The sequence below is a fragment of the Tardiphaga sp. genome (assembly GCF_028290495.1).
Lineage (GTDB): Bacteria > Pseudomonadota > Alphaproteobacteria > Rhizobiales > Xanthobacteraceae > Tardiphaga.
On the sequence record NZ_JAQGJT010000150.1, the window covers coordinates 1 to 22,097 of the forward strand.

The 22,097-nt window shown below is 60.6% G+C and carries 22 protein-coding genes and 2 pseudogenes; 12 read left to right on the forward strand and 12 right to left on the reverse strand.

Annotated elements, in window-relative coordinates:
• Window positions 1-1,503 (forward strand): excinuclease ABC subunit UvrA (locus JWQ24_RS22205; RefSeq protein WP_299812612.1); only part of this gene is annotated, 1,503 nt, incomplete at its 5' end.
• Here the strand turns inward: JWQ24_RS22205 and JWQ24_RS22210 are convergent.
• The 3 genes and pseudogenes from JWQ24_RS22210 to JWQ24_RS22220 all read right to left on the reverse strand — a co-directional run.
• Entirely contained in the window at window positions 1,500-2,120 is a 621-nt protein-coding gene (locus JWQ24_RS22210; protein WP_299812613.1) for a cell envelope biogenesis protein TolA, read from the reverse strand. The genes JWQ24_RS22205 and JWQ24_RS22210 overlap by 4 nt on opposite strands.
• The gene (locus tag JWQ24_RS22215; protein WP_299812614.1) at window positions 2,120-2,368 is read right to left on the reverse strand and encodes a hypothetical protein; all 249 of its coding nucleotides are present in this window, start codon (window positions 2,366-2,368) and stop codon (window positions 2,120-2,122) included. The genes JWQ24_RS22210 and JWQ24_RS22215 overlap by 1 nt, the downstream gene beginning before the upstream one ends.
• 415 nt (window positions 2,369-2,783) lie before the next feature.
• Window positions 2,784-2,951: pseudogene (locus tag JWQ24_RS22220) on the reverse strand (DUF1810 family protein); the annotation flags it as partial.
• Window positions 2,952-3,412: 461 nt separating this feature from the next.
• Here JWQ24_RS22220 and JWQ24_RS22225 point away from each other — a divergent pair.
• Both JWQ24_RS22225 and JWQ24_RS22230 read left to right on the forward strand, forming a co-directional pair.
• A complete protein-coding gene (locus JWQ24_RS22225; RefSeq protein ID WP_299812615.1) occupies window positions 3,413-3,646 on the forward strand; it encodes a hypothetical protein in 234 nt (77 codons plus the stop codon).
• 12 nt (window positions 3,647-3,658) lie between these two features.
• Entirely contained in the window at window positions 3,659-3,922 is a 264-nt protein-coding gene (locus tag JWQ24_RS22230; protein WP_299812616.1) for a hypothetical protein, read from the forward strand.
• Window positions 3,923-4,017: 95 nt separating this feature from the next.
• On the opposite strand, the gene JWQ24_RS22235 is transcribed toward JWQ24_RS22230, so the two are convergent.
• Both JWQ24_RS22235 and JWQ24_RS22240 read right to left on the reverse strand, forming a co-directional pair.
• On the reverse strand, window positions 4,018-4,173 hold the full coding sequence (locus JWQ24_RS22235; protein ID WP_299812617.1) for a response regulator: 156 nt from the start codon (window positions 4,171-4,173) through the stop codon (window positions 4,018-4,020).
• 495 nt (window positions 4,174-4,668) lie between these two features.
• A complete protein-coding gene (locus JWQ24_RS22240) occupies window positions 4,669-4,854 on the reverse strand; it encodes a hypothetical protein (protein WP_299812619.1) in 186 nt (61 codons plus the stop codon).
• Window positions 4,855-5,551: 697 nt separating this feature from the next.
• On the opposite strand from JWQ24_RS22240, the gene JWQ24_RS22245 reads away from it, so the two are divergent.
• Together JWQ24_RS22245 and JWQ24_RS22250 are read left to right on the forward strand one after the other, a co-directional pair.
• Window positions 5,552-5,728 carry a hypothetical protein gene (locus JWQ24_RS22245; RefSeq protein WP_299812621.1) on the forward strand — a complete coding sequence of 59 codons (177 nt, stop codon included), beginning with the start codon at window positions 5,552-5,554 and terminating at the stop codon, window positions 5,726-5,728.
• A gap of 370 nt (window positions 5,729-6,098) precedes the next feature.
• Window positions 6,099-6,323 carry a hypothetical protein gene (locus JWQ24_RS22250; RefSeq protein ID WP_299812623.1) on the forward strand — a complete coding sequence of 75 codons (225 nt, stop codon included), beginning with the start codon at window positions 6,099-6,101 and terminating at the stop codon, window positions 6,321-6,323.
• Window positions 6,324-6,357: 34 nt separating this feature from the next.
• On the opposite strand, the gene JWQ24_RS22255 is transcribed toward JWQ24_RS22250, so the two are convergent.
• The 7 genes from JWQ24_RS22255 to JWQ24_RS22285 form a co-directional block, all read right to left on the reverse strand.
• Window positions 6,358-6,564: a hypothetical protein gene (locus JWQ24_RS22255; RefSeq protein ID WP_299812625.1), complete on the reverse strand. Its 207-nt coding sequence runs from the start codon at window positions 6,562-6,564 to the stop codon at window positions 6,358-6,360.
• A gap of 1,166 nt (window positions 6,565-7,730) precedes the next feature.
• A complete protein-coding gene (locus JWQ24_RS22260) occupies window positions 7,731-8,186 on the reverse strand; it encodes a tyrosine-type recombinase/integrase (RefSeq protein WP_299812626.1) in 456 nt (151 codons plus the stop codon).
• A 191-nt stretch (window positions 8,187-8,377) separates the two neighbouring features.
• The gene (locus JWQ24_RS22265) at window positions 8,378-9,382 is read right to left on the reverse strand and encodes a tripartite tricarboxylate transporter substrate binding protein (protein WP_299812627.1); all 1,005 of its coding nucleotides are present in this window, start codon (window positions 9,380-9,382) and stop codon (window positions 8,378-8,380) included.
• A gap of 31 nt (window positions 9,383-9,413) precedes the next feature.
• Window positions 9,414-10,115 (reverse strand): 3-oxoacid CoA-transferase subunit B, encoded by a 702-nt coding sequence (locus JWQ24_RS22270; protein WP_299812628.1) that lies wholly within the window; start codon window positions 10,113-10,115, stop codon window positions 9,414-9,416.
• Complete coding sequence (locus tag JWQ24_RS22275; RefSeq protein ID WP_299812630.1) at window positions 10,112-10,801, reverse strand: 3-oxoacid CoA-transferase subunit A; 690 nt, start codon at window positions 10,799-10,801, stop codon at window positions 10,112-10,114. Before JWQ24_RS22275 ends, JWQ24_RS22270 begins: the two co-directional genes overlap by 4 nt.
• Before the next feature lie 40 nt (window positions 10,802-10,841).
• Window positions 10,842-12,146: a 3-hydroxyacyl-CoA dehydrogenase gene (locus JWQ24_RS22280; RefSeq protein WP_299812631.1), complete on the reverse strand. Its 1,305-nt coding sequence runs from the start codon at window positions 12,144-12,146 to the stop codon at window positions 10,842-10,844.
• Window positions 12,147-12,199: 53 nt separating this feature from the next.
• Window positions 12,200-15,505 carry a carboxyl transferase domain-containing protein gene (locus JWQ24_RS22285; RefSeq protein WP_299812632.1) on the reverse strand — a complete coding sequence of 1,102 codons (3,306 nt, stop codon included), beginning with the start codon at window positions 15,503-15,505 and terminating at the stop codon, window positions 12,200-12,202.
• 293 nt (window positions 15,506-15,798) lie between these two features.
• Here JWQ24_RS22285 and JWQ24_RS22290 point away from each other — a divergent pair.
• From JWQ24_RS22290 to JWQ24_RS22320, 7 genes and pseudogenes are all read left to right on the forward strand, one after another.
• A pseudogene (locus JWQ24_RS22290) lies at window positions 15,799-16,347 on the forward strand (integrase core domain-containing protein); the annotation flags it as partial.
• Between the two features lie 392 nt (window positions 16,348-16,739).
• Window positions 16,740-17,897: an ABC transporter substrate-binding protein gene (locus tag JWQ24_RS22295; RefSeq protein WP_299812633.1), complete on the forward strand. Its 1,158-nt coding sequence runs from the start codon at window positions 16,740-16,742 to the stop codon at window positions 17,895-17,897.
• 7 nt (window positions 17,898-17,904) lie between these two features.
• A complete protein-coding gene (locus JWQ24_RS22300) occupies window positions 17,905-18,786 on the forward strand; it encodes a branched-chain amino acid ABC transporter permease (protein ID WP_299812634.1) in 882 nt (293 codons plus the stop codon).
• Complete coding sequence (locus tag JWQ24_RS22305; RefSeq protein WP_299812635.1) at window positions 18,783-19,622, forward strand: branched-chain amino acid ABC transporter permease; 840 nt, start codon at window positions 18,783-18,785, stop codon at window positions 19,620-19,622. The genes JWQ24_RS22300 and JWQ24_RS22305 overlap by 4 nt, the downstream gene beginning before the upstream one ends.
• Window positions 19,619-20,383 (forward strand): ABC transporter ATP-binding protein, encoded by a 765-nt coding sequence (locus JWQ24_RS22310; protein ID WP_299812636.1) that lies wholly within the window; start codon window positions 19,619-19,621, stop codon window positions 20,381-20,383. Before JWQ24_RS22305 ends, JWQ24_RS22310 begins: the two co-directional genes overlap by 4 nt.
• Complete coding sequence (locus tag JWQ24_RS22315; protein WP_299812637.1) at window positions 20,376-21,095, forward strand: ABC transporter ATP-binding protein; 720 nt, start codon at window positions 20,376-20,378, stop codon at window positions 21,093-21,095. The genes JWQ24_RS22310 and JWQ24_RS22315 overlap by 8 nt, the downstream gene beginning before the upstream one ends.
• Before the next feature lie 28 nt (window positions 21,096-21,123).
• A partial coding sequence (locus JWQ24_RS22320) for an FAD-binding protein (RefSeq protein WP_299812638.1) occupies window positions 21,124-22,097 on the forward strand: 974 nt, incomplete at its 3' end.

Consider the following 22,097-nt stretch of genomic DNA (forward strand, 5'->3'; position numbering starts at 1 on the left):
ATCTTGGAGGACGTGGACGCGCGTCTGGCGGTTTTCCTCGACCTCGGTCTGGGCTATCTCACTTTAGAACGCAGTACGCCGACGCTTTCGCCCGGAGAACTGCAGCGGCTGCGGCTGGCAACCCAAGTCCGCTCCAATCTGTTCGGCGTCGTCTACGTTCTGGATGAGCCTTCCGCCGGTCTGCACCCGGCTGATACCGAGGCCTTACTCCGCGCGTTGGACCGGCTGAAGGCCGCCGGCAACTCGCTGTTTGTGGTCGAGCACGAACTGGACGTCGTCCGCCATGCCGACTGGATCGTGGATGTAGGCCCAGGCGCCGGCGCACTCGGCGGTGAAGTGCTGTACAGTGGGGACCCGCAAGGGCTCGCGGACGTCGAGGCATCGCAGACGCGCCGATACCTGTTCGGACCCGGCGTTCGCCCGCAGCGCCGTGAGCGGGAGCCGCAGGGCTACCTGCAATTGCGCGGCGTCGCGCGAAACAACCTGGACAAGCTCGACGTCGACATCCCGCTCGGCATGTTCACCGCCGTGACCGGCATATCCGGTTCGGGAAAATCCAGCCTGATTAGTCAGTTCCTAGTGGAGGCGGTCGCGGGAGCGTTGGGGCAGCGTCATGACGGAGAGGGCGCCACGCCCGAAGAAGCCGAACTGCTCGAAGCCGCGGTCGAGACATTGGGTGGCGAGATCATCGGCGGAATAGATCGGATCGAGCGGCTGGTCGTGGTCGATCAGAAGCCGATCGGACGCACGCCGCGCTCGAACTTGGCGACCTATACCGGACTTTTCGATCACGTCCGTAAACTGTTCGCGGCCACGAAGCAGGCCAAGGCCCGGCATTACGACGCCGGGCGTTTCTCGTTCAATGTCGTCAAAGGGCGCTGCGAGACGTGTCAAGGCGAGGGGTTCGTCAGCGTGGAATTGCTGTTTCTGCCGAGCGTCTATGCACCATGTCCCACGTGTCACGGGGCGCGCTACAACGCCAAGACCCTTGAAATCAAAGTCAGCGGGAAATCGATCGCCGACGTGCTCGCTATGACGGTGGATGACGCTTTTGTGTTTTTCGCCGATGACGCGGCACTGCGACGTTCACTTGGCGTCATCCGCGAAGTCGGTTTGGGCTATATCCGCTTGGGACAGGCCGCGACCGAACTCAGCGGCGGCGAAGCTCAACGGATCAAGCTCGCCACGGAATTGCAGCGCATCCAGCGTGGTTCGACGCTCTACGTATTGGACGAACCAACCACCGGCCTGCATCCATCCGACGTTGATAAGCTAATGAAGCAGTTGCAGGGGCTCGTGGATGCCGGAAACACCGTGGTCGTGGTCGAGCATGACATGGCGGTAATTGCCCAGAGCGACTGGGTGATCGATATGGGTCCCGGCGCCGGGGACGAAGGGGGGCAGGTGGTGGTTGCCGGCATCCCGGCGCTCGTTGCGGCCACCGCGGCGAGCCAGACCGCCAGGTTCCTGAAAGTCGCGCTGGACGGATATCGGCGCCGCTAATCTTCGGCTTTTGCTCGCCGCAACATGCTTGCAAGCTTTTCGCGCTTTTTCTCCCAGCGGTCGTTCTCCGACCCTTCGCGCTTATCCAAGTCGTCGCGTTCAGCTTGGATGGCGGCAATCCGTGCGTCATGCTCATTCCCGGCCGTTTGCAGGGCATCCTGCTCCTTGGCGATCCGCGCGGCTATCTTCTCGCGCTGCTTGCTCCGGGTGAGCTCCTCCCGTTGGCGCGCGGCCTCCCTTTTCCGCTTCTGCTTCTCGAAAGCGACTGCTGCCTCGCGTGCTCCTTTGCTGTCCGCCTGGGGAGCGGGATGGCATCGAGGAAGCGCCGCCTCTCGCTGGCGGGGCGCGGCCTTGGCTGCCCCAGAAGCAAGCCCCCTCGGCAATTCGGCCGTCTCCTTGAAGGCGCCCTGGGTCCCGACAGGCCGCTTGAGGACGACGCCGGGATGTTCAAGCGCGGCCGCCACGACTGACGGGTCTTTGACCTCCTTTGCGAAGCCCTGGTGGAAGAGGTTGCTATCGGCACCCCAGACATCAAGTGCGGCCTTCATGGAAGGCGCCGCGATGGCCAGGTCAAAGAACCCGATCGACGTCTGGTAGATCTTCAGCTTCCTCGCCATCAGTCGCAGGCCGGACAGGTGTCCGCCAAGCCGTCGAGAACCCTTTCCACGGCTTTCGTCCGCTGTTTCTTGTTCTTTCCGGAGAAGCGCCGATGCTCCGCGATCGATAGCGCATAGTCGACGGCGTGATGGCTGTGGTGCAGCCGCAGATAGCCGTGATCCGGACACGGCGCGATGGCGTCCGCCTCCAAGAGGATGTCCGTTGCCCACATTGACAGCGTCTCCCGGTCATTGCCGTTCTTCGACATCATCATGCCTTCCTGGCTTGTTTCTTCGCCGCGACTGGACTCGGTATCGACCGGAAGACCAGATCTCCGACGACATGCCACTCAGGGGTCTCCGTGCTGTCAGCGACCAACAGGGATGGGTGGAGCCAATCGCGACACATGGGATCCGCCGTAGTCGCCATGCGTCGTCCTCGGTGTCCGCGGGCACGAGGGCTATCCGACGGCTAACTTCGGTCGCCGGCGTCCGGCGAGAGAGCCGATTGGTCTCCTCGACGGCTACAAGCGGCGCGGCGATTTCGGGAATGTCATCATCATCGGACATATGCTGTAAACGTCCGAACCGATTGGGTGTTCCTCCGTTTCCCACGCAGCGCCCGGGGTGTCCCCAGCGTGCTCCCGAACTCCACCTTTTGACGATTCCGACGGTCGTGGAATCCTCCTCTTCGCCGTCGAAGAAGCGCTGGAGGGTCTCGCGGTGCAAAGGGCCGGCGCCTGCCGCATCGAAGAGCGTCATCGAGGATCTGAACTTCAGGTCGTCCGCAGAACCGAGGATCGAATGGGCCGATCCCGCCGTTCCAGCATTGCGTAGCGCGCCGTCGGCGATCGCCCGGACCCGGCCGCGTACTCGGCCACGTTGCCGCCCGGCTTGCGAAAGGCATCGTTCTAGGCGCCGACCGAAACTCTGATGAATCCCGGCCGCGATCTCAAGGAGCTTGTGATCCCGGGCTTCCCGGCATCCCCCATGCTCGGGGCTTCTTTTTTGACAAATCCAAATGGCCTAGGGGCGAGAGGCTAGGGCGGCTCGGCCGTCGTGATGACGCGGCGATGTACCGGCCGGTGAGAGGAGCGGATGCGGCTCGGCCGCTAACGCCCTCCGATCTGCGCAGTCGAGGGAACGCAGATGGCCTCTCCCGATTTATATGAAGCGCCTCGTGCTTCCCCCAGTTCCACGCGGCGTATTGGCCCCGCCCGCATTTGCCATGACTAATCAAGAGGCGGGGCCTTTCCTTCTTGTCAGTAGAAAAGCCGGTGGTGAAACTAAAGGATTGATGGAGCAGGGACCCCATGGCGAAGCATCCGACGAAAGTCTCGTGGACTGACGACGAGCTCAAGAAACTCGCGATCTTGGTAGAAAGCGGAGCAACCCTAATACGTGCGTCCGCGGCATTGAATCGCAGTATCAATGGTATCCAGACCAAGGCGCGCGCGATAGGCAAGCCGTTCCTGCCCCTACGGATCCTGCGGAAGAAATGGAACAGCAAACCAGACCAGCCCAGCCCAACATCTAAGCCTTACTGAGGGATTCTTTGGATGCGCTACGAGTTGCGTCTATTCGACAACGGATGGGTGGTCTGGGACTTTGAGACCAACGCGCCCGCGGCTCTGGAGGGAAAATTGCAGGAAGGTCTCGGCATAGGTGCCGCTGACGACGCAGCCAACCTCCTGAACGCGATCGATCGTATCAACAAGAATTCGCCGCCGTCCTTCTCGCCGCCGGAAGAGGACCTCGGCGGCGGCGATATCTGCTCGTTGGAAGCCACGCCTTCGACTGAGGACGACAAACCACTGGGATAGGGCGATAGGGCGATCAGTGGTCCTAGGGTTTGTTACCTAAGGTAAAACCCAAGGTGATCGTGCCGCCACGGATCAGGGCGAGCCAGACTGCCGGATCAGAAAAACCCGACGCTCAGGTCCAGCCCGTAACTGGCCACCCAAAGCGACGCCAATAGGCCCAGCCCGCAGAATATCACGATGATTTCGAATGTCGGAGTTGAACCTGCTGTTGCCGGAAAGGCCCGTGCAAAAACTCGTGCGATTGCTGCCATGACGTCCTCGAATCTGCCGCCGCCCGCAAGTTGGTCCAGCCTGCGGCAATTTGGTTCAAGCGAAAGTGCCGCCCCCGCGTCAGTCACTTAGCGGTCTAAGCTCGCCTTTGATCCAGCCTGCAGCGATCTCGATCGGATCTGGGACTTCGCACATCAAGCAAACCCATTGCCGCAGACCGGTATGCTGCTGCTTCTCAAACTTCAACGGGGCGCCGCACTTTACGCAAATAGGTCGGGTCACGGGTGCATCCAGCCGCAGGATTGCGAGACTCGATCCAACCACGCCGAATGGAACTTGTCTGCGCGATTTGTGACACCCAGGGGCGTCGTCGCGCCTGTGTTGCACCATACGCACAACGTCGCCTGAGCGGAGTATAATCGCCCTGGCGACGTTGGCCAAATACTGGGCCCTGAAATCCCCCAGCGATGGTGTGTCAGATCGAATCAAAAAAAGGTTCAAAGAAAAACCCGCCGGTTAGGGCGGGTTTTAAAGCTCTACTTCTCGGGATGGCCGGAGCCGGGGGGGGTGGTCTTCGGCGCCTTGCCATCTTCAACACGGCCCTCATTGCGCAGGTCTCGGCCTTCCTGAGCTTTCTTCTTGCTCTCCGGATTCTTGCCGTGCTCGTTCATCTCTTCCTTGACGAAGCCGGCACCTTCTTTGATCTCACCTTTGACACTCATGGCTTTCTCCTTGGTTAGGAGCAGAGAGAACTCGGTTTAATCGATTTTGATCCCGGCTCGCTGCGTTTTCGTAATATGAGGCGCTAGAAAGTGACCATTCTCTTTGCCTTATGCTTCGAAGAAAAACCCACCAGTTAGGGCGGGCCCGATTAGTCAGCTAAATCGTAAGGGGAAAAACTGCTTATCCATCCCGCCGCGCGAGACGACAAGCGGCTGGAGTAGAGGCGCGTCATGTAGCGGGTTTTGGCTCGTCGCCACTCCCACGAACGGGCAGCTTTGATGTTGGCCGTTTGTCCGCTCGCGTGGTCAATTTTACTCGCTGCGATGCAAAACAAGCTTAGAACATATGTCACATACCGTTCACTTAGGAGCGGTTATGCGAGATCCAAATTATCCACCCGGCGAATGGCCCGCATGCGCAAATTCGGATACCCGATGGAAGGCTAATCTCTACCCGGGAATGACCAAGATTCAACGTCAGACCCTTTAGGTGTACACACCGCAAGAAAATTCAGACGGTAAAATCAGTGACTACAGCAAGCACGACTTCTGTGTAAGGCACAAATTTTCGAGATACTGAAACCGTAGGTGCGTCGATACGTTAATAGTCCTGTTAGTTAGCAACGACTCAGCCTGAGACGTTCGATGCGGAGATGGTGATCGTCTCCTCCCGTTTCGGGGATCTTAGAAAATGCAGATGGTGCCGATCGTGTCCGAAAACGATAATACTGACTTATTGAGAATGGAGACCTACCTGGCCGAGCTGGGGCGGAGCGCCGACCGGTTAGGGTTGGACTTGGTTGCGACGTTGATTCGCATGGCGTTGCTGGATCTGGAGAAACATAAGAAAATGGACGATCGCCTGCAAACGTGACGAAGGGGCGATGGAGACTGCAGTGTCTGGCTCTTTTCTTCGTATTCTGCGAGCTGGCTACACGAGAGCACGCTGCTGGAAATTTCGTGGCTTTGACGTCAATGGCGCGAACTTATCGATCTCTCACCAGCTTGTAGTTATTATGCTACCGCTTATCTTTACGGGTCGCCATAGCGAGACGGGCTGGGTGCAATAGTCCTGGAGATGAAGGCTCGGTGGTGCTGATAGAGAAGTCGCCGGGCGGCCTTAAGTCAATTGCCGTGCAGACTTTCAATGTCGACGCGCGCACAGTAGGCAATTACTGCGTTGCCTTTGGCTTCGACCGGTGACTGAGGGGTGGGAGTGGTCCCGCCTCAACCTACGGGGTTCCATGGCTCATTACTGTGTCTACTTCTTTGACCGAGACGGCCATTCCATCAAGGTGACCGACGTCATCGTCAAAAATGACGTTTACGCAATCTTGGCCGCGCGGTCGCTTTTGGGCGCCGACGACATTGAAATCTGGGAACATGATCGCAAAGTCGCGGAGATCGCCGGATTAAAAGATGATGGGAAACTTGGCGTACGGGATCTGCAATTCTGGGGATACGCTTGACGTGTGCGTCGCAATTTGAACCGATTCAAATTGCCTAATGCGTTGACTTTACTGTCTGGGCTTCGATCTCTCGCACGAGTTCGCGAATGTGTTCGATGGTCATCTCGTTCAGTATCGGATTAATAGCCCCCAGTAAGACTTCGATGTCGAATTCCGGTTCGACACTGGATGGTGTGCGCTTGATGACCATGGCTTCCCACTGTCGTGACAGGAGCGTTACCGGCTCTTTGTCACCGATCAACGCCTGACGGCGGGGTGACCATCCTCTCTCTGTGGCGACAATCGCTCCCTGTCGACACGGCAACGTACCTAGCTGCTGTGACCGATTAGCGCAGCTGGATTATCGGGCTGGGGGCCTGAGTTCGCCAGTAATCCAGCCTCCGGCGGCGTGAATTGGATCAAGAGCCGTGACGCTCCAGCTGTGGCCGCACCGTCTGCATTCGTAGGTCTCTGTTATGAGTTCGTTTGATACCGGAGCGATTGCGGCTAGCGACGCTGGCGACGCACATTGAGGGCAAGGGGGGCGTTTAGCCATGGCTCACTCAACTCGGTGGGAACATTACCGAACCCTTAGTCGTTGACGGTTGCCAACAATGGGACGGTCCACGAAAAATTTAGCGCTGTGGTGAAACCTTGTCGGCCCGGTCTACGACTTAACCGCCGCGATGCCGGTTAGACCTCTCACAATCTAATTTTGCCAGAGTTGGCATAAAATCGCTATTTCGCGAGTCAATTCCTGCCTACAGCTGTGGCGGTATGCGTGTCAGTGGCTCCGTCGAATCCGTTCCGACCACCACGATATTCTTTAAGTTTATCAATAAGGGGCTCGCCCCTCAATTGCGGAAGCAGCCTAATTACCTCTCCCCCAATGGTGATAATATCTTGGCGACATCGGGCCGCGTCATCCTTAGGGGTGGCGCGGTTTTTTGCGTTTTCGGACCAGTCGCAGGCGGAGTAGGCTTTCAGAGCCGTGCGACAAATGCCAGATCTCGCCGGAAATCGCTCGCGGTGCGACACATAAGTGATTGAGAAGGCTGGCCGACCGGGTATCTCTTAATCATCGGGTCCCAGGTTCGAGCCCTGGTGCGCCCACCACCTTCTAGCCTTTCAGGCGATGAGGGTTTTAAGAAAACCACTTCCATAGAACAAAACGGAACGGTAAACGCGGTTTTCACCGCGGTTTGCAGTTTTCGTTCACTTGTCGTTCGTGAAGGGGGCGACGGTGCCTCACATCAAAATTCCGTCCAAGCCGCCAGACTATGTCTTTGGGTTGGCGGCGCCAGCCGACATGCGAAAACTTGGATGGGAAATTCGCCAGTTCAAGGATCGATTGGCAAGTGCGCCGGAGGACTTTTGGGCAGCGACTGACCTCTGCTACATCGCGTTCAATGTGGCAGTCACGGCATTTCACTTCATGTCTCTAAGGCTGTGGCCAGCGATCGCAGCAATCTGCGGTACGGTGCAGCCCGCCAGCGCGAGCCGTGTCACCGCGGTGCCGCGCAGGTCATGGAAATGCAGATCGAAGTCACCGAGGTTCGCTCGATCAAACGCCTCGCCCCATGAGGCCCGGAAGCCGTCGCTGGTCCACGGTTCGCCGAAGGTGTTGCGCAGGATGGGACCGTCCGCACCATCAGGCCGGCGCGCGTCGAGCGCGGCCTTCAGCGCCGGACCGACCGGAATCACGACACGCTTCTTCGCTCTACCCTTGCTGCGTTTTCCCTGTTGCAGCCGGATGTGCGTGCCGTCGTATTGTGACCAGGTAATCTTGATCAGGTCGCCTTGGCGCTGGCTGGTCCATAGGGCGATGAGCAAAGAAAACTGAAGCTCCGTCGATGCGGTAGCGCAGAACGCGGTGATGATCATCGAGCCAGATGATCTCGGCGCGGTCCGATTGGAAAAGGCGGCCGCCGCGCTCGCAGACATTGACGGCGATCAAGCGACGACCGCATCAAAGCAGAGCGCGAACGCCCGCAACAACATCGTTCCCCATTTCGAACGATTGCAATTTTGTTACTTTGAAGCGGTCGCATCGATTGCCCGCACGTGTTCCCGCGTTACTCGATCTCGATCTTGGCGTCCTTGACAATAGACGCGTTGCGCTCCGTCTCAGCTTTGATCTTGTCCGCGAATTGCTCCGGCGTCATAGCCATGATCCGTCCCTGCTGCGACAATAGCGTCTGCATCTTCGGATCTTCGGTGATGGCCCTGAATGCCTTGTTGACGGTCTCGACAATGCCGGCGGGCGTCTTCGGGGGCAGGAATGCACCGACCCAAAATGACACGTCATAGCCGGGATAGCCCTGTTCCGCGACGGTGGGCACGTCCGGAAGATCATGCCAACGCTCTGCAGCCGACACGGCCAGTGCTTTAAGGTTTCCGCTCTTGATCAGGGGCACGGCCGACGTGGTGTCGAAGCTGATGTCGATGTCCCGGCCCAGTACAGCCGTTTGCATCGGCGCAGCACCGCGGAATGGCACATGCCGCATCTGAATTTTTGCGGAGGTGGAAAGCAGCGCGGTCGCCAGATGGATCAGGTTGCCTATACCAGCCGATCCGTACAGTAGTTCGTTGGGCTTCTGGCGGGCTCGATCAATCAGGTCCGCCAGCGTCTTTACACCGGAGAGCCGCTCATTTTCCGGATTGTAGGTCAGAATGAACGGCACACTAACGACGGTTGTCACCGGCATGAACTGCGACGGATTGTAGGACAGCTTTTTATAGATCAGCGGGTTGACCGTGATAGTGCTCGAATTGGAGATCAGCATCGTATAGCCATCGGGCTGTGCCGATTGCAGCTCCCCCGCAGCGATCTGGCCGTTGGCGCCCGTGCGGTTGTCCACGACTACGTTCCAGTTGTACTTCGTGCGCAGACCTTCCGCGACGATGCGGGCGACGGTATCTATCGAGCTTCCGGCGCTGAAACCGACAACAAAACGGATTGGTTTCGTCGGAAATGTGTCGGCGACGGCCGGTGCTCGCGCAACGAACCCTATCGTCGCCACCAGTGCGATTGTTGCAGTCCATTTCGTCAGACGCTGCGATGTGTTGTGCTTGGACATTGTTCCTCCTCCAGATATTTTTTGATTAGGTTTAGCCTAGGACAGGCGACCCCTTAGTCGGCTGCGGCGCGTAAAGCTTTATCTCGCCGCCACTTGCGTGTAGCCGTGCGCCGGTCTTCTTCTGTAGTTCGTCAAGGGAGAGGCCGTCGACGACGGCCCGAACGACGAAGCCCTCGGCTCTGACATCGAGGATCGCCAGATCGGTATAGATCGTATCGACTACATTCATCCCAGTGAGCGGATAGCTGCAACGATCGACCAGCTTGGGTGCGCCCTCCTTGGTGATGTGCTCCATCACCGCGATGACACGCCGCGCGCCCACAACCAAATCCATGGCGCCGCCGACGGCGGGAATGGAGTTGGCATCGCCTGTATCCCAATTGGCGATGTCGCCGGTTTCCGAGACCTGGAACGCGCCGAGCACGGTGATGTCGATATGCCCACCGCGCATCATGGCGAACGAGATCGTGTGATCGATGATCGATGCACCTGCCAGCAGGACGATCTGCTGCTTGCCTGCATTGAGCAAGCTCGTATCGGCACGCTGCGGGTTGGTGTCCATGCGCATCCCGACGATGCCGTTCTCGCTGTGCAAGACGATCTCGCGATCGTCGGGCAGATGCTTGGCCACGAGCGTCGGAATGCCGATGCCCAGATTGACGTAGGAGCCATCCGGGATATCCTGAGCGACAGCGCGCGCGATCTCGTCGCGCGTGAGACGTCGAATGGTCATGCTACGTCCTCCATCGTCTCAATCACACGCTGGACGAAAATCCCGGACGTATGGATGTACTCCGGATGAAGCGCTCCGAGCGGCACCACCTCCTCCACTTGTGCGACGGCGATCCGCGCCGCCATGCACATCACCGGACCGAAGCAGCGATCCGCATTGCGATAAACGAGATTGCCCCAACGGTCCGCACGGTGAGCGCGAACGAAGGCGAAGTCGCCATGAAGCGGCTCTTCGAGCACGTAGCCCTTGCCGTGTATCACCCGCTGTTCTTTGCCTTCGCCGAGACGGGTGCCGTAGGAGGTCGGCGTGAAGAACGGCCCGAGCCCAGCTCCGGCCGCACGCATACGCTCCGACATTGTGCCCTGAGGGACGCATTCGAGTTCGACCGCGCCGGCACGCCAGGCTTCCGCAAAGGCAACCTGGTTCGGTGCCGTCGGGTTGGAGGAACGCGCGTAGGAGCAGATCACCTTGCGCACGCGTCCGGCGGCGATCAGCTCCGACAGGCCGAGCGGGCCGTTACCTGCATTGTTGTTCACGACAGTCAGATCGCGTGCACCCAGCTGCAGCAGGGCCTGAAGCAATTTTGTCGGCACAGCGGAGGCGCCAAAGCCGCCGATCAGGATGGTGTCGCCATCGCTCACGCCAGCAACCGCATCCTCGAACTTGGACATGGTCTTATCGATCATCCCTTACCTTACCTTTCCTACCGACCGGCGTGGCGCCGCCTCAAACATAGTTGGACAGGCACTTGCCGCTGCGGGCGAGCTCAAGCAACAGCGGAGCCGGTGTCCACAGAATGCCCTGCTCGGCGCGAAAGGCCTCGATCCGCTCGGCAACTTTGGCGAGACCCACTTCATCGGCGTAGAACAGCGGGCCACCGCGCGCGGCCGGAAAGCCGTAACCATCGACATAGATCACATCGATATCGCTGCCACGCTGAGCGATGCCGTCAGCCAGGATGTTGGCGGCCTCGTTCACCAGCGCGAAAATGGTCCGCTCGACGATCTCCTCGTCCGAAATGGCGCGTCGCCGGATTCCCGCCTCTGCGGCACAGGCGACAGCAATGCTCTCGACGCGGGGATCCGCGAGAGGCTTCCTGCTGCCGGGTTCGTAGCGATAGAAGCCTGCGCCGGATTTCTGACCAAACATGCCGGACTCGCAGATCGTATCCGCGATCTTGCAGTAGCGGACATTTTCAGGCCGTGAGGGAGCGGCCCGCTTGCGCGCCGCCCATGAAATGTCGAGGCCGGCCATATCCTGCATCCGGAGCGGCCCCATGGCCATTCCGAAGCGCTCGAGCGCACCGTCCACTTGCCCTGGTGACGCCCCTTCCTCGACGAGGAATTGAGCTTCTCGCGTATAGTGACTGACCATGCGATTGCCGACAAAGCCGTCGCACACGCCGACCAGAACGGGCTGCTTGCCGATCTGCTTGGCTAGAGCCAGTACGGTGGCGAGCACCGCGGGATCCGTCGCCGTGCCGCGCACCACTTCCAGCAATTTCATGACTTGTGCCGGGCTGAAGAAGTGCATGCCGACCACGCTTTGCGGCCGCGATGTCGCACGCGCGATCTCGTTCACGTCGAGACGCGACGTGTTCGTAGCAAGAATGGCTCCGGCTGGAGCGATCGCGTCAAGCCGGCGGAAAATCTCAAGCTTGACATTCATATCTTCGAATGCGGCCTCCACGATCAGGTCGGCATCATGAAAACTTTCCATGTCGGTCCGGCCGACGATGCGCGCCATGCGCTCATCGACATCTGCGGCGGTGAGACGTCCCTTTGCCGACGAGGCATCGTAACTTGCCCGGATCATGCCGATGCCGCGCGTCAAGGCCTGCTCGGTTGTCTCCACCAAGGTCACGGAAAGGCCGGCATTGGACATTGCCATTGCGATGCCCGCGCCCATCGTCCCGGCGCCGATGACTCCCACTTTGCGAATGGAGCGGGCAGTCTGCCCTGGAGGGCCCTTCGCCGCATCGCTGCGCGCCGTGGCCAGATGTCGTGCTGCCTCCGACTGTGTGTCAGTCATGAAATTCGCTTCCTCTCGCTTTTCTTGTTTTCAGAAGTCCAATCTGGGACTGCTCACCAGGCATCGATGAACGATCGCTTGGATCGCTTCTCCCCGTGCATCTTCGCAAAGGCCCCCAATCCACTCGCGAGAAGCGAGCGTGTGTCGGCCGGATCCGCCACGGCGTCGATGCTGAGATAGGGAGCGATACTGACCGCTTTGCCTGCCTGGTACATGCCATCGACTATCTCGCGATAGCGCCGCTCGCGGTCGCCAATGTCGTCGATGCCCTCGAGCTCCTTGCGGAAACCAAGACGCGCAGCGCCCTCAAGGCCCATTGCACCGAACTCCCCCGACGGCCAGCTGAACGTCAACTGGCTGCTCTCGTGGAAGCTGCCGCCGCTCATGGCCATTGCGCCGAGACCATAGGCCTTTCGCAACACTACGCTGATCATCGGCGTCGTCAGACTCGCGCCTGCAAGGAACACGCGGCTGAAGTGCCTGACATTGGCGCGAGTCTCGGCTTCGGGGCCCACCATGAAGCCCGGCGTATCGATGAAGCTGACGATGGGAATGTCATAGGCGTCGCATAACCGCATGAAGCGCGCAGCCTTGTCGGCTTCGTCGCGATCCACTGCGCCGCCATTGATGGCCGAAACATTGGCGATCACGCCGCAAGCGCGTCCCTCAAGACGCGCCAAGGCCGTGATGAGACCTCGGCCGAAGCCACGGCGCAGTTCGAGCGTCGAACCAATATCGAACACCGTTTCGATGATCGGCATCACATCATAGGCTCGCTTGCGGTCGGTCGGAACAGCCGCCCGAAGCGTTCGCTGATCGGACGCGTCCCAATTCTTGGTGTTGCCCTGAAAATACGAGAGATATTTTTTCGCGACGGCGGTCGCTTCAGCCTCGTCACGCACGAGAACGTCGATGACCCCGTTGGCGGTATGTGTCGCAGCCGGGCCCACTTCTTCCGGCGAGCACGTGCCCAAACCGGCCGCTTCGATCATCGCCGGGCCGCCCATACCGATCGAAGCGTCTTCGGTGGCGATCACAACGTCACAAACGCCAAGTACGGCCGCGTTGCCTGCAAAGCACCTTCCGGAGGCGATGCCCACCAGCGGCGCAATGCCGGATATGCGAGCCATTTTCCAGAACGTGGGATTGGCCAAATTGACGCCGGGCTTGTTGTCGGTATCCCCCGGCCGGCCGCCCCCGCCTTCTGCAAAGATGACGACAGGCAGCGCGGCCTTTTCCGCGATGCTCAGCAGCCGATCCGTCTTACGATGGCCGAAATGTCCCTGCGTGCCCGCAAAAACGCTGTAGTCGTAGGCCATCACGGCAACACGGCTTCTGTCTGATCCGAACTCATCGCCATTGATACAGCCGATGCCTGCCACGATACCGTCCGCAGGGCTATTGGCTCTCAGATACTCCTCCGAATGCCGACCGCGCTGCGCCGCAACGGCCAATGCGCCGTATTCGACGAACGACCCGTGATCGCAGATATCGGCGACATTTTCCCGGGCGGTACGTTTGCCTGAATTATGCCGACGCGCGATCGCCGCAGGGCGAGCAACATCTTCGCAAAGCGCGAGCCGGTCCAGCACGTCCTGAAGATCGGGACGGATCGCGTCGGGGTCCACCACACTCGCGACCGCTTCGGCGGCCACCTCTACCTCGGCAGGCGCGACAACGATCAGCATATCGTTCTTGCCGACGGTGCATCCGACCGGAGCAAGCTGCCTGACATATCCTGCGACCTGAGATGTAACGACGTGCTCCATCTTCATCGCCTCGAGCACGGCGACAGGCATCCCGACTCCGACGGGCTCGTTTTCAGCAACCAGCAACGAGATCAAGACACCTGCCATCGGCGAGGGGACGCCGACATTCCCTCCACCGATACTCAGGCCCGCCTGCGCGATGCCCTGCGTTGTTGCCGGCGCTGTCTCGAATTTTTGCGGTGGAATGTTGCCTTCGACCAGCTCGCGCGTCTTTTGGTCGATGAGCCGGGTCGTGAACTCGCCGGATCTCACCTCGGCCAATCTCAGAACGCTTCTGAGAAAGCCGATATTCGTCTCGACGCCAGCGACCTGGAATTCAGACAATGCGCGATCCAGCCCCGCGCGCGCGGCTTCCCATCCGCCGTCCGCGCGGACGATCACTTTCGCGAGCAATGAGTCGTAGTAAGGCGTCAGCATCAGGCCCGAGAAGCCAGCGCCATCGACACGCACCTTCGGGCCGCCCGGCGGCTCATAAAGCGAGACCATGCCGACTGCCGGACTCGCCGTTCCGTCGGCCGCCATGATCTCCGCATTCACGCGTGCCTGAATAGCAACTTCCCGCGGCTGCGGAATGGATTGCTGGCTAAGCCCGAGCTGTTGCAGGCTCGATCCGGTACACACGGCGATCTGCAGGGCAACAAGATCGAGATCAAGGATCTCCTCGGTAACCGTGTGCTCGACCTGGATTCTCGGATTGACCTCCATGAACGCATATTCGTTCCGATCGACGTCATAGAGAAATTCGACCGTTGCAAGGCCAACGTAGTCGACCGCCTGAACGATGCGACAAGCGTCTTTCAACATGGCATCGGCCAAATCGGGCGAGAGCCAGAGACAAGGAGCAATCTCGATGATTTTTTGATTTCGCCGCTGCAGGCTGCATTCGCGATTCCAGAGGTGGATCACACCTCCTTCACCATCGGCAATGACCTGAACTTCGACGTGCCGCGCACGCTCGACCAGACGCTCGACGTAAACATTCTGATCACCAAACGCGGCAAGCGCTTCCGCACGACACCCGCGCAGCGCCTCGGCGATGTCATCGCGCTTCTTCACGATACGAATGCCGCGCCCGCCGCCGCCAGACACGGCTTTGATGACGATCGCGCTGCCGCCCTGCGCATCGAAAAATGAAGCCAGCTCTTCCGGCATGTTGACGACGTCGAGCCCTTCGATCAGCGGGACAGAAAGTCTCCGAGCTATCTGGCGGGCCTGGACCTTGTCGCCCAGCGCTTTCAACGCATCCCCGTTTGGGCCGATGAAGGTTAGCCCGTTCGCTATGCATGCATCGGCGAAATCAGGATTTTCGGAAAGAAAGCCGTAACCGGGATGGATGAGATCGCATCCCTCGCGCACCGCCGTTCGGACAATCTCTGCATGGTCCAGGTAAGCAGCCGCGCCGCGACCAGGAATGCGCACAGCCCAGTCAGACGTCGCGACATGACGTGATCCAGCATCGTCCTCGGGATAGATCGCGCAGGTACGAATCCCCAGGGCCGCAGCTGTTCGCGCGATACGAACCGCGATTTCCCCTCTGTTAGCGATCAGCATCTTTCGCGAAGATACAGCCAACTTCACCCACTCTTTCATGCTCGTTCCTCTCGGCCTCCCGTTGCGAGAGGCCCTTTGTTAGTTCGATGTCAGTGAGCATTCACGGAAGTGGAATGATTGCGCATCGCCACGGTCGTACCCGCCAGTCGCCGAGGCGTTCTGTTCTGCAGAACGATCGTTCTCTTTTTTATCGTAGATGTGAAAGTGATTTGCCGTCAAGAGTTCTTGCTCGACGTCTATGTCGCATGCACTTCGATGCAGCCGATCGCACTGCGCATTTCGTGAGACGATAAATTCCGATCGCGAGGAGTTGCCGCTACACCACGATCGTCCGGGTTGATGAAGATGCGCTGACGAGAGAGATCATCTCTCTGGCATCCCGATACGGACGGTATGGCTATCGCCGGATCACATCGCTGCTGGTTACTGCCGGCTGGCAGGTCGGTTGCGATCGGGTTCAGCGGATCTGACGCCGTGAACACCAAGGGCGTTCCCGAGCACATCGATCCGACAACGGTCCGGGGATGACGGCCAGGATCGTGCGCAGCTGGTTTGCAAAGCTCGCGGCGAAAGCACTTTACATCGAGCCAGGCAGTCCGTGGGAGAACGGCTACTGCGCGTCCTTCAATGGGAAGCTGCGTGATGTATGCCTGAACGGTGAGATCTTCTACAGCCTGAAGGAAACCACGGTCGTTATCGAGCAATGGCGCAATCACGAAAACACGGTCCGACCGAACTCCTCGCTGAACTACCGACCACCTGCACCACAGACATCGGCACCTGACGCCCACCATCTGGATCGGAGCGTGGCAATGCAGCGCCCTCTATCCCGCTGGTTCAAAATATCTGTCAGGTCAGTGGGTCAGACGATCCGAACGTAAGCGCATGGCTCGGCAACGATCGCCCCGCCCAGAGCTGCCCGCAATTTCTGATATGCGGCCGTTTGTGAAAGGTGCTTTCTTCACATCGATGATTTGCAGAAGTACGATGTCGCCGGCGCTGTGTGAGATCGCGGTGGTTGAAACATCAACGCACCCTACGTTTTATGCACAAGACGAAGATCGACGAGAAATTTGCGTATCACGTCTGTGAGATATTTCTCGGAAAATTGCGGTCGAGTTTGATTTCAAATTTCATCCGTTAGTCAGGCCAGTCTTCTCGATTTGGCGTCGTCGGTGGAATAATCGGGCGTTTATTTTGCGCGCCTTGACACCCGCCAGCCGCTCCGGCTTCAACGCATTCTTGAATTTTGAATCGGTTGATCGAGGTAAGCATGTCGTTTGGTTTGATGTCACGTCGTCGCGTCCTGGCTCTTGGCGGCGTAGCCGTCCTGTCGGGTTCATCGGCTTTCGCGCAAAGCGAGCGGGTAGCAAAAGTCGGTCTCGTGCAATCGACGACCGGCGGATCTGCAGCACTTTACGGCACTGAACAGAAGCAGGCGATCGAACTCGCCTTTGCCGAGTTGAACGCGGGCAATACACTGAACGGCATCCGGCTGCAGGCGCTGCATTCCGATGACGGCGCGGACCGCGGCCAGACCGTCAATATCTTTCAGCGGCTGATCCGGCAGGACAAGGTCATCGCCATACTCGGCCCGACGCTGTCGAACTCGGCCTTCGCCGCCGATCCGCTGGCGCAGCAGGCGGGCATTCCCGTCATCGCCAGCTCCAACACCGCGCCAAACGTCACCAAGATCGGCGACTTCATCTTCCGCACCAGCGTGCCGGAAGACCAGGTGTTCCCGACTGTGCTGAGCTATGCCGTGAAAAAGCATGGCATCAAGCGCGTTGCGTTGATCTACGGGCTGGACGATGCACTGACCCGCGGTGCGCATGACGTGCAGAAGAAGGCGGTTGCCGATCTCAAGCTCGAGCAGGTCGGTATCGAAAGCTACCAGCGCGGCGATGTCGATTTCTCGGCACAGCTTACCAAGATCCGTGCGCAAAACCCCGATGCGATCATTCTCGGCACCTTGGCCGAAGAAGCCGCTGCCATCCTGCGCCAGGCGCGGCAGTTGGGTATAGACAACAAGATCGTCTTCATCGGCTGCAACGCCAACATTTCGGCGAAGCTGTTCGAACTCGCCGGTCCCGCTGCCAATGGCATCATCGTCGGCGCCACCTGGTTCGCCGGCTATGACAGCCCGCGCAGCAAGGCCTTTGTGGCCGCCTACCAGAAGCGCTACGGCTCCACGCCGGACATCTACGCTGCGCAGGGCTATGACGCAGCCCATCTGATTGCTGAAGCGATCCGCCGCGCGGACAGCGTCACCGACAGCAAGCTCATCCGCAACAAGCTGGCCGAGATTACCGATTTCGACGGCGTGCTCGGCAAGTTCAGCTGGAACGCAGACCGCGATATCACCGCGCAGGTGAAAGTGCTGATTGGCGACGGCAACAGCAAGATCTTCGTCGCCGCGCCAACAGCCTGAGGTCAACATGCTGTTGCAACAACTGGTAAACGGCCTCTCGCTCGGGGCCGTTTACGCCGTCTTTGCCATCGGGTTCACACTGGTGTTCGGCGTCATGAACGTGCTGAACCTGGCGCAGGGCGCGGTGTTCATGTGGGGCGCCTATGTCGGGCTGGAGGTGGTCGGACGTCTCGCGCTGCCGCTTCCACTGGCGATCGTCGCGGCAGCCGTGGCAGCGGGCTTGCTCGGCGTGTTGAGTGAACTGATCGTGTTTCGTACCTTGCAGCGGCGCGGGGCGCATCGCTGGATGGGGATGGTCGGCAGTCTGGCGCTCGCCCGCATCCTGATCGGCGTCGCGCAGGAAGTGTTCGGCACCCAGGTGGTGCGCTATCCCGACAATGCATTGGCCGGCGCATCGCTGGATTTGTTTGGCGCACGGCTACAATGGCTGCAGCTTGTCTCGATCGGTGCCGCCCTGACAATGGTGCTGGCGCTTGCTCTGCTGCTGCGGCTGACCAATCTCGGCCGTGCCATTCGGACGATCGCTTTCAGCGAGACAGTCGGTCGTCTGGTCGGCATCCCCGTCGACCGTGTTCGCATCGCCACCTTCTTCGTATCAGGCGCGCTGGCCGGCGGCGCCGGCGTGTTGTGGTCGCTGCTGTTTCAGTCAGTTTCGCCGTTCATGGGCGACAGCATATTGCTCAAGGGGCTGACGGTGCTGATCCTCGGCGGACTTGGCAATGTTGCCGGCGCGCTGGTCGGCGGATTGCTGCTGGGCCTTGTCGAAGTCGGCAGCATCGTCGCGGTGGGCTCCGGCTATCGCGACGCGGTGGGCTTCGGCCTGGTGCTTCTGATCCTGATCGTCAGGCCGACCGGCCTGTTCGCCACAATAGAAACCAAACGGGCATGATCGATCTCTTCGAATCCTATCATAATGTCATCGATCTCTGCCTGCTGAACTCGGCGCTGGCGTTCGGCTGTTTTCTGCTGCTCGGCGTCAACCTGTTCTCGCTGGCGACTGGCGGTCTGATGGCGCTCGGTGCCTATCTGTCTATCTGGCTCACCATGCAGCAAGGCTGGCCGTTCGGTCCTGCACTGCTGGCGTCGCTGCTGATCGGATCGGCTGCGGCCTTTTCTTTAGGGTCTTTAGTGCTGCGTCTGCGCGGCGACTATTTCACGATGGCGACACTGGCCTTCACCGAGGTGGTGCGCGTCATCGCTTTGAACTGGGACGCGGCCACGGGCGGCGCGCTCGGTGTGTTCGGCATTCCGAAACTGACCGAGACCTGGCATCTCGCTTTGCTGCTTGTCGTGGTGATCTATTTCACCTGGGCGGTCCGGCGCTCGCGGATCGGCGAGCGGATGCGCGCGGTGGCCTCCGATGAACTCGCCGTCACCACGGCCGGCTATGACGTCGCGCAATTCAAGCTGGCGATTTTCACGGTGTCCGGCGCGATTGCCGGACTGGGCGGCGGCCTCGCGGCCCATCTCAACATGTTTGTCGCGCCCGGCGACTTTGGTTTCCTGCGCAGCGTCGATACCGCCATCGCGCCAGTGCTCGGCGGCGCCTGGAATGTGCTGGGCCCGGTGATTGGCGCGACCATCATCACGGTTTTGCCCGAGGTGCTGCGCTTCTCGGCGCAGATGCGCGAGATCCTGGTGGGCTCCGCGATGCTGATTGCCGTATTATTCCTGCCGACAGGTGTTGCCTCGCTGCCCGCCATCCTGCGGCGGAGGCTGGCATGACCGCGCTTCTGGAACTGCAGAATGTGTCGCGGCATTTTGGCGGCGTCGCCGCGCTGAACGGTGTTTCGTTGTCGATTCCAGCGGGGGCCGTCGTCGGGCTGATCGGTCCCAACGGCTCAGGCAAGACCACGTTGATGAATGTCATCAGCGGCGTCGATACGCCGACAACGGGCGCGATCCTGCTTGATGGCGCAGCGGTGCAGGGCAAGCCGGCAAACCAACTCGCACGGCTCGGCGTGGCGCGCACGTTCCAGCACATCCGCCTGATCCCCGATCTCACCGCCTTGCAGAACGTCGTGCTGGCCTTGCACGTGCCCACGGCAGGTCCGCTCGATATCCTGCTGCGGCTGCCACGGCTGCGCCGCATCGAGGCCGAATGCGACGCCCGCGCGATCGCTTTGCTGGAGCAGGTCGGCGCTGGCCGGCATGCGCGCACGCCAGCGGGCGACCTTTCGTATGGTGACCGCCGCCGCATCGAGATTGCGCGCGCGCTGGCGCTCGATCCGCGATTGCTGCTGCTCGATGAGCCCGCCGCGGGGATGACACGTCAGGAGCGTATCGCGTTGCGCGACCTGATAGCGGTGTTGCCGTCGCAGGGTGTCACGGTGCTGCTGGTCGAACACGACATGGACCTGGTGATGGGTGTTTGCGACGAAATCCACGTGCTCAATCTCGGCAGGCCGATCGCTTCGGGAAAACCCGCCGCCGTGCGCGCCGATCCGAAGGTGATCGAAGCCTATCTGGGAGTCGATGATGCTTGAGATCGAAGGCCTTTGTTCGGGCTATAGCGGCCCGGACGTTCTGCATGACGTGTCGTTGCGCGTGCAGGCCGATGAGATTGTCACCGTGGTCGGCGCCAATGGCGCCGGCAAGACGACGCTTCTGAACACGATCGCCGGGCTGCTGCGTCCGTCCGCGGGGGCGATCCGGCTGAACGGCAGCATCATCGGCGGGCTGGCGCCGGAGCGGATCGTCCGCGCTGGGCTGTCGCTAGTGCCGGAGGGGCGTCAGGTCATCGCCCCGCTCAGCGTCGAGGAAAACCTGCGGGTCGGCGCCTACGGTCGCAAGGGTAGCGCCGCGGACACGCTGGCGGCGATCTACGACCGCTTTCCGCGCCTCAAGGAGCGCCGCCGCCAGCCGGCCGGGCTACTGTCCGGCGGCGAGCAGCAGATGCTGGCGATCGGCCGCGCCATGATGGCCGGGCCCTCCGTGTTGTTGCTGGACGAGCCGTCGATGGGATTGGCTCCGCTGATCGTGTCGGAGATTTTCGCGCTGCTGGCCGATCTCAACGGCCAGGGCATGGCCATTCTGCTGGTCGAGCAGAACGCGCGCAAGGCACTGGCGCTGGCGTCGCGCGGCTATGTGCTGGAAGGTGGACGCATCGTCCTTGAGGGACCATCGTCGGTGCTGTCGAAATCGCCGGCCATCGTCGATGCCTATCTCGGCGCGGCCACGCCGGCCTGTACACAATGATGCGTTTCGGCGCGAATCGGAATTGGCAATGACTGAGTCAAACAACCACGCGGCGGCGGTGACGCCGACACATCTCGAGACCGACGTGCTGGTGATCGGCGCCGGCGGCGCGGGCATGTATGCGGCGCTTGAAGCCGCACGCGGCGGCGGCTCGGTGATTCTTGCCGACCGCAGCCTGATCGGGCGCGGCGGCGCCACCGTGATGGCACAGATGACGGTGGCCGCGGCCTTGGGCGAGCAGACGCCGGACCATTGGGAGCACCATTTCACCGACACGCTGGCTGCGGGCAGGGGCCTGTGCGACGAGCGCCTCGCCGCGTTGCTATGCGAGGACGGCCCGCATCGGCTGCGCGAGATGGATGCGTGGAAGGTCGGCTGGGCGCGCGAGGACGGCCACATCAAGCAGGCTCAGGCGCCCGGCCACGACCGGCCGCGCTGCGCCTATGTCGATATTCTTTCCACCGGCCCCGCGGTATCGAAGACGCTGCGCACGCAGTTGAACAATGCCGACGGCATCCGCCGCATAGGCGATCTCGTCATCGTCGACATCGCGATCCGTGACGGCGAAGCCTGCGGCGCCACCGCGCTGCATCTGCCGAGCGGTCGGCTCGTCACGCTCGCTGCCAAGGCCGTGGTGATCGCCACCGGCGGCCTCACCGGCCTGTACCGCCGCAACAGCGCCTCGTCCAACATGGGCGGCGACGGCTATGCGCTGGCGCTGCGCGCGGGCGCCGAACTGATCGACATGGAGTTCGTGCAATTCTTCCCGATTTGCCACCTCGCGCCGCGACTGGTCGGCATGGACCCGAACATGTGGGATCCGTTCCGCTACAAATTAGGCGGCAAGCTGCTCAATGCCGACATGCATGAGTTCGAGACAGACTATGTGGATCAGGACAGCCGCAGTGACGGCCGCTACGTGCTGACCCGCGATCTCGCGACCTATGCCATCACCAAGGAAGTCGAAGCCGGCCGTGGCAGTCCTGCCGGCGGCGCCTATCT